This is a genomic window from Bacillus pfraonensis, from assembly GCF_050768835.1.
Taxonomy (GTDB): Bacteria; Bacillota; Bacilli; order Bacillales; family Bacillaceae_G; genus Bacillus_A; species Bacillus_A pfraonensis.
Genome location: NZ_JAHCDO010000003.1, coordinates 370565 through 385997 on the forward strand (window position 1 = coordinate 370565; position 15433 = coordinate 385997).

The following is a 15433-nucleotide window of genomic DNA, read 5'->3' on the forward strand; positions in this document are numbered from 1 at the left end:
TCTCTTCTCCTTTTCTCATTTCTGAGAGAGACGTTGTCTATTCCATATCTCGATGACCCCACTATTTGATATATCCTTATTTGTTCTTCTAACAGGCTGACCTTCTATTTGTTTCTCGTTCTTCGTAAGCATCGTTGGTATGCCAAACGAAACCTTTTCTAAAATATGCCCCGCTTCTTCTGATAAACAATAATCAATAAATAAATCCGCTATAATACCACTCGGTGCATGTTTCAGTTTCGAAATCGCATTGACAGATAATCCTGTCTGCGCTGGAACTTTGCTTACAATCGGAAAGCCTTGTTTTTGAAGCATCCGTTGATCTCCCATAAAATTAATACCGATCATATATTCACCGCTCGCAACATACTCTGCAGGCATATAGCCATTCATCGTCACTTCTGCCACTTGCTCAGCAAGACCCTTTACATAATCGTTCGCCTCTTCTTCGCCGAACATATCAATAAGTGACCCGAAAAATGTATATGCTGTTCCTGATATATTTGGGTCGGGCATGACAATCTTTCCGGCATACGCAGGGTGTAATAAGTCTTTCCACTCTGATGGATAGGAAAGACCAAGCGGCTCTATCTCCTGCTTCCACCGCTCTTTATTTATAGCGATAGCAAGCTGCTCTACTTCATAGCCATACCAAAAACTATCTTTGTCTTTAACCGTTTTTGAAATGCTAGTTGCATGCTTACTTGTAACAGGAATTGATAAGTCCTTTTGCTTCATCATTTGATGTGCGTCTACTGTGCCGCCAATGATGATATCCGCCTTCGGGTTTCTCGCTTCCTCTTCTACCCTTCTAAGAATCTCTTCGGTAGAAAGACGAATAAATTCATACGTGCACCCGCGTGGTTTACAAAATGATGATAGAAGCGCTTCACCGACTTCTTCACGAGCCGCTACATACGCAACAAGATGGCGATCTTTTAAATTTGGAAGACCATTTTTACTATATTTGATAGAGGTAGTATCTCGAGAGCAACTAGACATCGCTCCTCCAATTACTAGCAAAAAGAAGAAAAAGGCTATCTTTCTCATGAAACATTCTCCTTTACAAATAGATTTGCTAGGGAGCCCTTCATATACATCACATTCCCATTATTATCGCCAAGGTATTGCACGACAAAGTAAGAAGGATATACAGAAATCGTTAAAATATCCTCGCGTTCATTCTTCACATACTTACCATTTTGATAAGCGGTAATATAGACGATTGGATCCTTCTGCGATTGCAGTAATTTCTGAATTTCTCCGTAATCTGTAATTTGCTTCGCTTGCCGAATAGAATCAAGTATTGGCGCAAGATTCGTCGTAAGCACTACGTCGCCTCTCCTCACGATAACTTCCTTTGCCTCCGCAAAAAAATTGCTAATAGATTCTGGCGTATAATACAAGCTCAGCAAATATGTTTGAAATGCGGAAATCATTGGATCCATTCCTTGCTTTCCGTATACGTTTGTCCCGTACTGGAACAAGTCACCTACTGCAAAAGTACGCCTATGCCCATTCAAGTACGTTACTTCTCCAGTAAATACTTGTTCGCGTGCCTTCGCTTCTGTTTGCTCCATTCGAATCTTGTCAAAGAATGAAACAATCGCATGTAGACGAACTTCATCTGTTACAACTACTTCTCCCCACTTCTCATGTTTTACTCTCACTTCAGTAGGAAGAGATTCACTTGCTCTTTCTAAAACGACCTGCTTGTCATCCAGAATTGTAACGCGGTTATACAATTGCTTTTCTATTACATAAAACAAAATGAGAGCAGCAATCGTACAAAAGACAAACAAGAGAATTTGAAATGATAGCCTTTTCATTTCTGCCTACCTCCACAATAAAAAAACGTTGTTTCGAAAATACCGCATAATTGTTTCATAAATGTATCATTTAACCGCTTTCAAGTTTTTTATATCTTCCATGCGTCTTGGCAATAAAAATGTGATCGCAATCATCGTTCCCATTTCCTCACTACTTTCAATTCGCATGCTTCCGCCTTGCTTGTTCATAATCTCCTGACAAATGAACAAACCATATCCATTTCCATAACTAGAAGAGAGTACTTTCCCTTTAGAAGAACGATTCCATTCTGCAAGTATCACTTCATCTATACCAATCCCATCATCATGAATGAGAACTGTTGCTTCCTCTTCATTTACAACAACATTCATCCTCATCTGCGTAGCATCACTATATTTAATCGCATTATCAAACACATTTAAGAAAATCTGCTTCGTCTTATCAAAATCTGCAACGACATGTGTCTCTATTAATTCATTCATAACTTCTATCTCATATTGCTCTAGACGAGGCTTCACAATCGAAATAGCTTCTTCCGCAATTTTCTTTATATCGACAATCGTCGGAGAGACTTCAAACGTACTCGTTCCGTACTTCGAAGATTGTAACAATTCCTCAACGAGTGATAATAGACGATGACTTTCAATCGAAACATAATGAAGACTTTCCTCTACATCCCGCGAAGACTCCAGTTTCGGAATTAAATCTACATAGCCAATAATCGCAGTAAGCGGTGTTTTCAGCTCATGTGTAATTCGGTCTAAGAAATCCTTTTGCTTCTCCTTCTCTTCCTTTAGCTGCGTTATATGCAGTTCAATCGCATCAGCCATCGCATTGAAAGACGCTGATAACTGGGCAATTTCTACATACTCATTTAGCTCAATTTTACTTTTATAATCCCCATTTGCGAGCCGCTTTGCCATTTGTCTTAACTGATCAATTGGCTTATGAAGAGATTTCGCTAAACGAATCGCAAAGAAAATCCCGCCAGTTGCTAAACAAATTGATGTAATGAGAAATGTCCAGCTCACATTCGTTAACACTTCTTTCTCATCTTGTAATTCATTGATAAAGCGAATCGCTCCGATGACATCGCTTCCATAATAAACCGGACTCGAGAATAAAAGAAGTGGCGCTGGATCACCATTTTCAAACACATATGCCTTCTTTCCACGTAACGACTGGTCAATATCTACATTCTTATAAAGCAAGGCTCCTTTTTCTGTATCGGCAACAACATCACCATTTTTCCCAATCATCTGCACACGAACATCCATCCGCTTCGCTAAATAAGAAGCAATAAGCAGTGAGTTTGGTCCAAGTGTCTCCATATCTGCTTCCTTCTCTAAATAGTTCATCGTATAAATTTGTGCTTCTACACTTAACTTTTCTAAAGAGCTTGCCGCATTATGATACATATTCTTTTCTAGTGTAATGTAAATTACCGTATAAAGAAGAAACAAAATCGGAATGAATAACCCTACTATACCAAGTACCATATTTCGTTTTAACGACATCTTATCACCTTTTAACACTCTAACTTATATCCAACGCCATAAATCGTCTTAATACTTTCACCGCTTGCCCCAAGCTTCTTCCGAAGGCGCTGCACCATAATATCCACCGCTCTCGTATTTCCTGTGTACTCAAAACCCCACACTTTCTCTAATAGCTCGTCACGCATAAATACGCGCTGCGGATGTGAAGCAAACAACTGGCATAAATTAAACTCACGGTACGTTAAATCAATTTCTTCCCCGTTCACATGCACTTTTCGTTCCTTCGGATAAATGACGATCTCACCAGTGCAAATCACCTCTTGCTGACTTCTCCCTCGCTTCGCCATGCGCCGGGCCATATTCTTCACCCGAAGAATTAACTCTGCATGATTAAACGGCTTCGTTACATAATCATCTGCACCAAGCTGAAGTCCGAGCAACTTATCATTCATCTGACTCTTCGCCGTTAACATAAGTACAGGAATATCTCGGTCCTTCTCCCTAAATACGCGAAGCAATTCATAACCATCCGTATCTGGAAGCATCACATCTAAAATCAATACATCCGGCTCTTCATTCCATCTTTGCAAAGCTTCATTTCCATCAGCTGCGGTAAGTACTTCATATCCTTCCATCTCTAGCTGCATACGAATCAAATTTCGAATGCTCGATTCATCATCAACAACAAGTATCTTCATATATATACCCTCCTTTCGCAGTACATTTTAGTATAGCAAATATCTTATGCAAAAAGAGAGTGCATTGTCGAACATATGTTGAACGACAATACACTCTCTTCTATACATCATTTTTACTTCTCATATCCATGCGGCTTGCTTTGATGCCAATTCCACGCATGTTCAATAATTGTTTTCACATCTGTATATTGCGGATTCCAGCCTAATTTTTCTTTTGCTTTTTGAGAAGATGCAACAAGGCGCGCTGGGTCTCCAGCTCTTCTTGGCGCAACTTCTGCTGGAATTTCATGATTTGTTACTTCACGAACTGCTTCAACAATTTCTTTTACACTAAATCCGTTTCCGTTACCTAAGTTATAAAAGTCACTGTCTCCGCCATTTTGTAAATCTTGAAGTCCAAGGAAGTGAGCTGCTACTAAATCATCAACATGGATATAGTCACGAATACATGTACCATCTGGTGTATTATAATCATCACCAAACATCATGATTTTCTCGCGTTGTCCTAAAGCTACTTGCAGTACAAGCGGAATTAAATGCGTTTCAGGGCGATGGTCTTCACCGATGATACCGCTTGGCGTTGCACCAGCTACGTTAAAGTATCTAAAGATTTTATATTTTAAATTAGAAGCTTGGCTATACCAATGTAACATTTTTTCAATCGCTAATTTTGTTTCACCATATGTGTTCGTAGGATTTGTCGGTGTTTCTTCTGAAATTAACGCAACATCTACATCTCCATATGTTGCGGCAGTTGATGAGAAGATAAATTTATCAATTTTAAACTCATCCATTACCTCTAGTAAGCATAGTGCACCATATACGTTGTTATTATAGTATTGAAGCGGTTTTTCCATGCTCACACCAACTAAAGAGTCCGCTGCAAAATGCATCACTGCGTCAATTGTTTCTTGTTTAAACACGTCTCTTAAGAAACCTTTATCGCGAAGATCGCCTTTATAAAATTTCACGCCTTCTGCAATTGCATCTTCATGACCTGTTTGCAAGTTATCTACTACGATTACAGATTTTCCTTCATCCACTAACTTTTTCACAGCGTGAGAACCAATATAACCAGCTCCGCCACAAACTAAAATAGAACCCATATTTTCCACCCAACTTTTCATTTTTTTAATCTATAGAATATAGCTTATCTACTTTTATTTTATATGGCAAGGAAAATTCCAATTATTTCATAAAACCATCACCAATTGTTAGTTCGCTAAAACAGCTAACTTTTCTTCTACTTTCTTCAAGTCCTCGATAGAATCAATTTCAAAACTATCATTGCTACCGATTTTGTACAAGTGAACATTTAAATCTTGAATGTTGTCTTTTACAATATTATCCCAGTATAGTTCAGTGAAATCTTCTTGATCTACTACTTCTTCTAGTTTTTTCACAATATGGACGCCGTCTTCTTTCGACCAATATGAAATACCACATAAGATGTAGTCATCATCACCGTCACCGATTTCAATATCGTATACTTTACGATTTTCGTCATGCTTAATAATCCATTCATTACGGAAATCTTCTTTCTTCGCACTAAAGTATAAAGATGATTTCGGATTTCGGGTAAAGATATTACGGTGTAAATAAACATCCGCATCCATTACATATGCATCTTGCAGGTATTCACGAACTAAGTACATTGTATAAATGTTGTTATACACATTATATTTGTCATTGTGTACAAGCTTTACATTATATTTATCAATAAGATAATCGAATTTCTCTGCTAAGTAGCCTGTTACGACAATAATTTCTTCCACACCGACTTCTTGTAAATATTCAATTTGGCGCTCTAACATCGGCTTGCCGTTTACCTCTACTAATGATTTTGGAGTCGTTAACGTTAATGGACGTAAACGAGTTCCCATACCTGCTGCTAATAAAATCGCTCTCACGTTACTTCACCTCTATATTTTTTCGCTTTCATAAACTCAGTTAGATCTGCAACTGTTAATACAGCTCCTACAAGAATCGCAATACAACAAATAATTAACTTCCATGAGAAAGGTGCTCCTAATGCTAACATAGAAATGACAACCGCCCATGCCGAATACGTAATGTTAAGCGCCATTGCTTTTGTCGGTCCAATTTCATGAATTGCCTTATAGTAGAACACGTAAGAAGCTGTTCCCACTAACGCAATCACAATAATTAACATAAACTCGCTGCTCATCACAACTTGTTTTGTTAAGAAATGTCCTCCAACTGAAGGTAAAATAACAAGGCCATATGTCACCGCTGAAACAAGCTGACGAATTTGAAGCGCCTCTTCTGGAGATACTTCTTCATCTTTCATACCGTACGCACAGATTACACATTCTAAGCCCCAGCCAACGATACAAATGAGGACGAAAATAAATCCTAACATATAGTTTTCAGTTGCAAAACCATCGCCTGTAAATCCAAGTACAATAATGAATGTAATACTAATGATAAGACCGAGCCAATTCCACGAACGAAGACGATCTTTCAAGAACACAAATGCAAAAAACGCACCAACCGCTGGATAGACAGCTGAAATCGCAGCTGTATAAGAAGCCCCGATATACTTAACAGCTAATACATAAAACGTCATCCCAATCGGTCCACCCATAAGTGCTCCTAACATAACGAACCGCCCGCTTCTTGTCTTCAGCTTAGAAAGGGCTGTTTTTAACTGCCCCTTTATTCCCATATATAACATCATCCATAACGTTGACATAAAGTCGTGTAAGAACGTACTCACTAAAGGAGCAAGGAACACAACTTGTTCTGTTGCTAACATCAGTTGTGAAGATAAGATAATTCCAATCAATACCGTATCTACAGCCCAAGCAAAACCAGAAAAGATCCCATAAAATATGCCTTTACTTTGTACTTTTCTCATTGTAATACCTCACACTCAAGCTCTAAGCAGAGCTGTAAGTTTTCCTTCGCACGATTATAGCGATCCAGTCCATATGTCCCAAAGTCGCTTCCAGTTGCTTCTTTAATCTTTGTCCAAATACTCCATAAGAAATCTTGGAAAATCTTATTCATCAATATTCTTTCTTTACAAGACTCATCTACTTGTCCATGAAAATAGTAATCTAAAAACAACTCATCATCTTCTAAAGAAAATCCACATTCTAAACTATGCGCAGCGATATCCCACATCGGATCGTTCATGCCGCCATATTCCCAATCAATTAAGTACACTTTGTCTTCGCCACTCTTCACAAAGTTTTCAGGAACAGTGTCATTATGACAAGGCGCAAGCACAACATTCATCGCCTCATACATATCTTTTAATCGCATCACTTGACGCTTTACTTCTTCATAATCATCGAAGTTAGAACCATTTACTTTATTTAATAACGCTTCATAATGCTCAATTTTTTCAAATACATTAAACGTATTATCCATCACGATATTTGAACTGTGTAATTTGTTTAAGATCGTTGCTGTTAACTTCATATTGTCATTACGTTTGGCCGTTTTCGGATTTAACGTTTCAGCATTTGGAATTAACTTCGCTAATTTCACACCAGTTTCTGCATTAAAGTATAACAGCTTCGCGTCAATTCCTAGGTCGCTCGCTAAATTCGAATTCATCATTTCATCGCGGCGACTAATCATCTCTTCCGTACCGCTTCCTGGAATACGTAACACATATTCCTCTCCGCCTGCAATGACTTTAAAATTCGTATTCGTCATACCACCGAATGATTGAATATCTGTAATTTCATCTTTTGAAATAGAAAGTGCTTCCGAAACATATCCTTTAATTTGTCTCTCTTTAAACTCTGCCTCTTTTTTCACTAAACGAGGATAGATTTTATTTTTCACCACTTCATATTGCTTCGTTGTATCAATCTCTGCCCATACAACATCCGGCAGTTTTGCATAGCCAACATCATACAATCTTGCCGCATCAAGAAGTAAATATTCATAGTTCACATATGGATTTTGATTATGACGGAATGTCGCTAACATGTTCATGAACACATCATACGAGATTTTAGAAATCCCAACCATCTCACCATCAATGCGGTTTAACTGATGAATATCTTTTGAAATTTTATAAAGATAACCATCTTGAATCTCAACAAACGCTTCATCACCAGATCCGCTCTCATTTGTAATGAGTACACAGTCTGGTTCTGGATGATGTAACACTTGTACAAGTGCCTTCTCTTCTATTAAAATATCATCTTCAATTAATAAGAAATCATCCGTAATATGCTCCCCAGCCGCTGCCAAAGATGCCATTGAGCCTGTCCACTTATATTTCGGATTTTCTACAAAGTGCACATTATGACGGCCTGTCCAACCTTCAAACTGCTCCTTCTTGTAGCCAACAACGACCACGATCTTTTCAATCCCATTATTTTTAAGGATTTCTAAACTACGATCTAACAAAAGCTTTTCCCCAACCGTTAACAAACCAGATGGCTTCCCAAACTCTTGACGTTTCCCAGCCGCAAGAACAACAGCTTGCGTAACTTTCTTGCTCTCTTTGCGATGAATGCGAAGCTTCTTCCCTTGATACGCAGCTAACTCCTGCTGCATATAATCAAAGCCTTTCTTGTACAAATAATAATTCATGTACTTTCCTTTTTTCTCGCTATAAATATATTGATTCTTCGTTAAATCGTTCATAATATAATTCACTTTACCAACAGATATATTGCACTTCTCTGCAATCTTTTTTTGATTCATCTGCGGGTTTTGATTGATAACCTCTAACACATTTAAAACTTGTTGCATAGTGTCCCCCTCCATAACCCAATTCATCCGTTCATTTTTTGAACACGTTATTATCATAGCATTTTTGGGTGGGAACGTAAATATTTTGTAAATTTATTGTGAGTTTTGTAAATTACATGGCAAAAGCGAAATATAAAAAATAATACACTTCCTACATAACATCAAAAAAGCCTAATTCCCCAAAACAAGGTCACTAGGCTTCTTATCTATACACAACTACTATTTTGTTAACTCTAAATGAGCTTTCAGCTTATTAGACAAGTCTTGACGGTCTTTATCTGGAACGAAATAGTACCAAACGCCATCTTGTTTATGGCCGTCTCCTGGAATTTGAATCTCTTCTTTATTTTGCATTGCATCTTTATAATTCTTCTGCATATCAAACATTTGATCTTGTGTTAAGTTTGTTTTTACGTTCTTCTCGACAGCCTTCAATACATCACCGTAATTCGCAAGGGAAGAAACACTTGCTCCTTTAGAAATAACAGCTTGTAATACTTGACGTTGACGCATTTGACGACCAAAATCCCCTCTTGGGTCTTTCTTTCTCATACGAGTATACTTCAGCGCTTCATCACCCGTTAAATGAATATCTCCTTTTGCAAAATGCGTACCGTCTTGCGTGAATTCTAAATCATTTTTCACATCTACTCCGCCAACTGCATCAACAATATCCTTAAAGCCTTCCATATTTACTTCAATGTAATAATCAATTGGCATATCTAAGAAATTCTCTACTGTATTAACAGACATGTTAATACCACCAAATGCATAAGCATGGTTAATTTTATCTTTCTTCCCTTTTCCAACAATCTCTGTATATGTATCACGAGGGATACTTAACAATTTCATTGATTTGTTTTTTGGATTTAAAGTAATAACCATTAGCGAATCTGAACGCCCTTGATCACCAGCACGCTCATCTGCACCCATTAATAAAATAGAAACTGGTTTTGAATCAGCTACTTTAACCTCTTCTGTACGTTTCTTAGAATGATCACGATCTAATGGCTGATGAACCTTATCTAATGTGCTTGAAACAGAAGAATATACACTATATGCATAAATTCCTACACCGACAATACATACGCCCAAAATACCTAAAATCCAAAATATAATCTTCTTCATTACTTCAACCTTCTTTCTATTCCTAACTAGCTATTTTAATATTACAATAATCTACCTATATATTTCTCAAACTTTACTTGGTCCAAAACTATTATACGATATTTTTGATTTTTTTCCAGTTTTCCCTAAATACTATCAATAAGCTACTTAAAATATAAAAAGATGAATGAAATAACTTTTCATTCATCCTTAAAGAAGAATCTTTTCTTTATACTATACTTATTCTTTCTTATCACCAAGTGCAAACGTAATCTCGGCTTCACAAGCAACTTCACCATTCACAGTTGCAACTGCTTTTCCTTTTCCAATCGGTCCACGTACACGTGTCATCTCAACTTCCAAGCGAAGCTGGTCACCTGGGCGCACCTGACGTTTGAAGCGACAATTGTCGATACCTGCGAAGAATGCAAGTCGACCACGGTTTTCTTCTTTCTTCAGTACAGCCACAGCCCCTACTTGTGCCAGTGCTTCGACAATTAAAACGCCTGGCATAACCGGATAATCTGGAAAATGTCCATTAAAGTATTCTTCATTCGCTGTTACATTTTTAATTCCAACCGCACGCTTACCTTCTTCTACTTCTAAAATTTGATCAACAAGTAGAAATGGATAACGATGCGGAATAATTTCTTTAATTTGCTGAATATCTAACATATAACTCTCTCCTTATACACGAAATTGGTCATACCACCAAACACTGTCCTTATTATCCCATTCTCTCCCGTTTTTGTCACGAAAAAACAAAAAAGACGCTCTCCTTTGAAAGCATCTCTTATATGCACATCTTATAAAAAAGATACACCCTTTTTCCTATACTACTTTTGGTATAACAAAATAATAGCAAATGACACGGAGGTTGGAAAAAGAGTGTATATCAAGTTAGGGAAAGGCAGTATGCTTAAAGCACTACTTACCTTAAGTGTCGTATTCACAAATTATTATAAAGGACAGAAATGAGAAAGAAAAACTGAATATTTTATGGTTTTCCCTATAATTCTCAAAGATTTCTTCATATATCTCTTTTTACCTCGCATTTTCTTAAATGTTATATTTAGAAATTGAGATTTCCTTTAAAGCAAACAATACTTCTAACAAAAGATACTTTGAAAACTATAAAATTTTGCTACGTTTTTTAATATTCTTGTGTAAATTTCGCTATTAAGATTATACATTAAATGATAGAATTTGAATAATAAGGAATATCTATTCTTAATACTCCCGAATAACAGAAGAAACCCTGACAAGAAGAAAGGAAATAACTGATGGCAAAGGGATCAAACATAGTAGAATTACACGTACCACTCGAGCATACTTGGAACTTTGTTAGTGATATGAATAACTGGGCTCCACTCGTTAACGGTTACGTCACACACAAGATTATTGATGATCGTCACTCAACTTGGCGTTTACATGGTGATTTAGGTGTAATAAAGCGTTATATTAACTTAAATGTTGAAATTACTGAATGGCAGGCACCCGATAAAATAAGCTTTACCATTGCTTCTCCAACAAAAAAATTAATTGGGAACGGATTTTTTCATGCTGAAGCAATCTCCCCATCAATGACACGAATAACAAGTGAGCTAGAAATGAAAGCAAGTGGGAAAGGAGCTTTCGTTTTTAATGGTGCAATGAAACCATTTGTACCAAGAATGGCCAAGAAGCTTGCAAATACCGTCGCTAACAAGATAGTAGAACAATGTAATGCAAATAGTAATACTTAATCGTGATACGTTTTTCACGCAATCAAAAAAGGAGATTTATCTTTACTCAAAAAGATAAATCTCTAAAAAAGAAACACAATCATTTCTTCACAATTGATATAGATTGAATTTCCTTATGTGTTTGATCTGAACGGGCCGCAATATAATAACTATTCGTTTCATAGAAGTAGTTATTTTCTTCATTATTGCTTATACTTTCTTTTCCTAATAATTCATGAAGCTTTGCAACAGACATCGAGATATCTTGGAACGTAACATCTACTACATTTTCTTGCGAAATACCAAATTGAATATTTCCATCTTTGACAACTTTTTTCCCTGCTACCTTTTGTAATGGATTTAATGCATTCGGATATGTTGTCTGTAATTCATTTTCTGTCTTTCCTAGATAAGAAGGTGCATTCTGAAATTGTGCCCCATACACACGTTTTAGCAACGAAAGTAAATCATCCAATTTTGAATCCTCAATTGTACTATTCTGTTGTATAAATGGTGTAATATATTGTGCACTCATCCATCCCGTGTCACCACTTAGCAATTTAACTTGTACCCATTCATTATTTGCTTCCGCATCCTTTTTACGATCAGATATAGTAAAGAGATCTCCAAAGTTTGCTACAGCCAAGCGTTCACTGCTTTTACTTGCTTCTTTACGAATACTAATTTCATTGCTGGTTACTATATATTTCTCGTCTTTTTTCTGCTCTTTTTCAACTTGCTTCTCTTCAGTCACAGTCTTACTTGAAACAACTTTTTCTACATCTTTATTTCCCTTGTTGAATGGAAGTAAATCCTTATAATAGATTCCTGCTGTAACAATTCCTGCTATCGCAGCGAAACAAATCCCCGCAACTATCGCACTTTTCTTTTTCACTTTACGGCGATGCGATTTAAAGTTACGACGAGGCTTTTGAATTTTCGTAGATTGCTCTTGTAATAAGCCATGCTGAAACTGTGATGTCTGTTCTTCTCTTAGTCTTTTTCTTTCCCCAGCACTCATTTGGTTATACTGCTTTAAGAAATCACTATAATGATTAACTACTTCTTTTATATCTCCATACTCTTTCACTTGACCATAGTGTAACCAAAGGGCCTTTGTACAAAAACTTTGTACTTGAGACAAAGAATGACTAATAAAGAAAATTGTTTTTCCTTTTTCTTTAAATTCATTCATTTTATCTAAACATTTTTTTGTGAAAGTTTGATCTCCAACCGACAGCGCTTCATCAATTACCAAAATATCCGGGTCAATATGAACCGAGATTGCAAATCCAATTCTTGACTTCATCCCACTCGAATATGTTTTAACAGGCTGATACATAAATTTTCCAATATCAGCAAATTCAATAACCTTAGGCGTAATTTCCCGAATCTGTTCTTTCGTAAGCCCCATCATTAAACCTTTTAGCTCGATATTTTCAATTCCTGTTAATTGGTTATTTAGCCCTGAAGAAATCGCAATTAATGCTGCAGAACCTTTAACATTCACTTTCCCTTTATTAGGAATTGTTACACCCGCAATTAAATTGGATAACGTACTCTTTCCCGAACCATTTAAACCTACAATTCCAACAATTTCTCCTTCTGGCACTTCAAATGATATATTATTTAAAGCATAATGGTACTCACCATCTTCACTCTTAAAAAATAAATCCTTTAACTTATCAGAAGGCTTGTTGTACATCTTATATTTTTTTGTAACATGTTCGAACTTCACTTTATAATTCATTGAATCATTCACCTTTTATAAGTAGTCAACAAACTGCTTGCGGAATCTTATATGAAACATTGATCCAACCACAAACAAAACAATAGCGATTCCCCAGAAGTATAATGTATATAGTGACCATATAAAGCTAATATCGCCGTGTAATAACGATAGTCTATATCCTTCCACCACATAGTAAAATGGGTTTACCTTCATTAAGAACGCAAAAATTCCACTCATATGCTCACTTGGTTTCCATAATACTGGTGTTAAATAAAATAACATTCTTGTAATTGATTGAATAAATAAATGTATATCTCTTGAAATAGTAGAAATTGTGGAAGTAATAAAAGCTAATGCAATTAAAAAACAAAAAGTAGAAAATATACAATATATCAATCCAACGATACTAAGAAAACTTAGTCCTTTAATAAATAAGATAATAATTAGCAACACGCCAAGTAAAATCATATGTGTATATAATTGCGACAATATGACATAAGTTGGGATTACACTCAATGGAAAATTCATTTTAGAAACTGTACTCAGTTTGGCATAAATAGAATTTGAACCTTGGATAATTGAACCATTAATGAAAAACCACGGAATAATTCCACATATCATCCAGACAAAGAAAGGAACCCCTTCTACAGGCGCTCCACCTCGAATGCCTAAACCAAATACTAACCAATATACTAAAATTTGCGTTAACGGATTTAAAAATACCCATATAACACCTAACGTACTTGCCGCATATTGTTGCTTGATCTCATACGAAGAAAGCCTTCCCATTAAATATAAATTATCTAATTGTTCACGCAAAACACTCTTTATTGCTTTCATACAGTAACCTCATTTTCCTGCAACACCTTGTATAAATTCCCAAAATGAATAATCTTCATATTACTTTCCAGATTTTCTTTTATACAGTTACGAGTATCAAAAAGAAATGGTTGTCTCATTTTAGAAGCTAATTTGTTATAATCCATACTGCTAAACTCACTATGATCTGCTAATACAAGAAGTAAATCTGCTGCCTCTACCGCATCTTCCGCTGATAATGTTTTAAAGAAACTCGCTTGAATGTATGGATCATGAATTGTAACTGTGTATCCTTCTTCATGCAGTAAATCAAGAATTTCTAGTGCCGGGCTCTCTCTCAGATCATCTGTATTTCCCTTATAAGTCACACCAAACACGGCAACTTTTGGTTTCTCAATCCCCTTAAGTAATTGCCTAACATTCTCTACAACATAGGAAGGCATAGAAATGTTTGTATCTCGGGAAATTTGAATAACATTTGTCAATTCTGGAGCTTTCGCTACAATAAAATATGGATCGACAGCTAAACAATGCCCACCGACCCCAGGGCCTGGTTGATGTAAATTTACACGTGGATGCTTATTTGCCATTTCAATAACATCCAATACATTGATTTCTAATTTATTACACACCTTTGCCAATTCATTTGACAGTGCAATATTCACATCTCTGAACGTATTTTCCATCAACTTAGACATTTCTGCTGTTTTTGCATCCGTTTCAACTATTTCACCTTGTACAAACGTTTCATATACCTTTGCACCCATTCGGGCACAATTGGGCGTTATTCCGCCTACAATTCTATTATTAAAAACAATTTCCTCCATAATTTTCCCTGGGAGTACTCTTTCTGGACAATGCACTAAATATATATCTTTACCAACTATAAAACCAGCCTCTTCAACTAAAGGCCTTACATAATCATCCATACTTCGTGGTGCAATTGTTGATTCTACTATTAATACGTTCCCCGGTTTAACGTGAGAGAGAATTTTCTTTACTGCCATCAATACACCAGTCAAATCACATGACTTATACTGATCTTCGGAATTTGGAGTTGGAACAGAAACAATAAAAACATCTGCCGCTTCCGGTGTAAGCGAGGCACGTAACATCCCTTTATTTACTGCTTCTTTCACAATCTCTCCAAGTCCCGGCTCTTCAATATGAATTTCTCCTCGGTTTAATTTGTCTACAACACCTGGATTAATATCAACCCCCACTACTTCAGCGCCATGTTTTGCAAACATGGCGGAAGTAGGGAGACCGATATAACCTAGGCCTATTACGCAGATTTTCACA

Annotated in this window: 14 protein-coding genes; 1 reads left to right on the forward strand and 13 read right to left on the reverse strand. The window is 36.5% G+C overall.

The genetic code is table 11. From position 1 onward, the window contains the following. Positions 1–15: 15 nt before the first annotated feature. The 10 genes from KFD70_RS04430 to fabZ form a co-directional block, all read right to left on the reverse strand. Positions 16–1050, reverse strand: a complete 1035-nt coding sequence (locus KFD70_RS04430; protein ID WP_336451598.1) for an ABC transporter substrate-binding protein — start codon at positions 1048–1050, stop codon at positions 16–18. Next, entirely contained in the window at positions 1047–1829 is a 783-nt protein-coding gene (locus KFD70_RS04435) for a DUF3919 family protein (RefSeq protein ID WP_336451597.1), read from the reverse strand. The genes KFD70_RS04430 and KFD70_RS04435 overlap by 4 nt, the downstream gene beginning before the upstream one ends. Before the next feature lie 66 nt (positions 1830–1895). Further along, positions 1896–3326, reverse strand: coding sequence for a HAMP domain-containing sensor histidine kinase (locus tag KFD70_RS04440; RefSeq protein ID WP_336451596.1), 1431 nt, complete (start codon positions 3324–3326; stop codon positions 1896–1898). Between the two features lie 11 nt (positions 3327–3337). Next, a complete protein-coding gene (locus KFD70_RS04445) occupies positions 3338–4006 on the reverse strand; it encodes a response regulator transcription factor (protein WP_336451595.1) in 669 nt (222 codons plus the stop codon). A gap of 113 nt (positions 4007–4119) precedes the next feature. Continuing rightward, entirely contained in the window at positions 4120–5112 is a 993-nt protein-coding gene (gene galE / locus KFD70_RS04450; protein ID WP_336451594.1) for a UDP-glucose 4-epimerase GalE, read from the reverse strand. Between the two features lie 108 nt (positions 5113–5220). Continuing rightward, positions 5221–5916 (reverse strand): sugar phosphate nucleotidyltransferase, encoded by a 696-nt coding sequence (locus KFD70_RS04455; RefSeq protein WP_336451593.1) that lies wholly within the window; start codon positions 5914–5916, stop codon positions 5221–5223. After that, a complete protein-coding gene (locus KFD70_RS04460; RefSeq protein WP_336451592.1) occupies positions 5913–6887 on the reverse strand; it encodes a DMT family transporter in 975 nt (324 codons plus the stop codon). Before KFD70_RS04460 ends, KFD70_RS04455 begins: the two co-directional genes overlap by 4 nt. After that, complete coding sequence (locus KFD70_RS04465) at positions 6884–8749, reverse strand: NTP transferase domain-containing protein (RefSeq protein ID WP_336451591.1); 1866 nt, start codon at positions 8747–8749, stop codon at positions 6884–6886. Before KFD70_RS04465 ends, KFD70_RS04460 begins: the two co-directional genes overlap by 4 nt. A 219-nt stretch (positions 8750–8968) precedes the next feature. Further along, positions 8969–9877, reverse strand: a complete 909-nt coding sequence (gene tagU, locus KFD70_RS04470) for a polyisoprenyl-teichoic acid--peptidoglycan teichoic acid transferase TagU (protein ID WP_479846072.1) — start codon at positions 9875–9877, stop codon at positions 8969–8971. Positions 9878–10096: 219 nt separating this feature from the next. Further along, positions 10097–10531 carry a 3-hydroxyacyl-ACP dehydratase FabZ gene (fabZ, locus tag KFD70_RS04475; RefSeq protein ID WP_336451590.1) on the reverse strand — a complete coding sequence of 145 codons (435 nt, stop codon included), beginning with the start codon at positions 10529–10531 and terminating at the stop codon, positions 10097–10099. A 608-nt stretch (positions 10532–11139) separates the two neighbouring features. Between fabZ and KFD70_RS04480 the strand changes: the two genes are divergently transcribed. Next, positions 11140–11601 carry an SRPBCC family protein gene (locus KFD70_RS04480; protein ID WP_336451589.1) on the forward strand — a complete coding sequence of 154 codons (462 nt, stop codon included), beginning with the start codon at positions 11140–11142 and terminating at the stop codon, positions 11599–11601. 79 nt (positions 11602–11680) lie between these two features. Here KFD70_RS04480 and tagH read toward each other — a convergent pair whose 3' ends face one another. From tagH to KFD70_RS04495, 3 genes are read right to left on the reverse strand one after another with little or no spacing between them, the layout of a single operon-like run. After that, on the reverse strand, positions 11681–13330 hold the full coding sequence (gene tagH / locus KFD70_RS04485; RefSeq protein WP_336451588.1) for a teichoic acids export ABC transporter ATP-binding subunit TagH: 1650 nt from the start codon (positions 13328–13330) through the stop codon (positions 11681–11683). A gap of 15 nt (positions 13331–13345) precedes the next feature. Beyond that, positions 13346–14152, reverse strand: coding sequence for an ABC transporter permease (locus tag KFD70_RS04490; protein WP_336451587.1), 807 nt, complete (start codon positions 14150–14152; stop codon positions 13346–13348). After that, on the reverse strand, positions 14149–15432 hold the full coding sequence (locus tag KFD70_RS04495) for a nucleotide sugar dehydrogenase (RefSeq protein WP_336451586.1): 1284 nt from the start codon (positions 15430–15432) through the stop codon (positions 14149–14151). The genes KFD70_RS04490 and KFD70_RS04495 overlap by 4 nt, the downstream gene beginning before the upstream one ends. Position 15433: the final 1 nt, after the last annotated feature.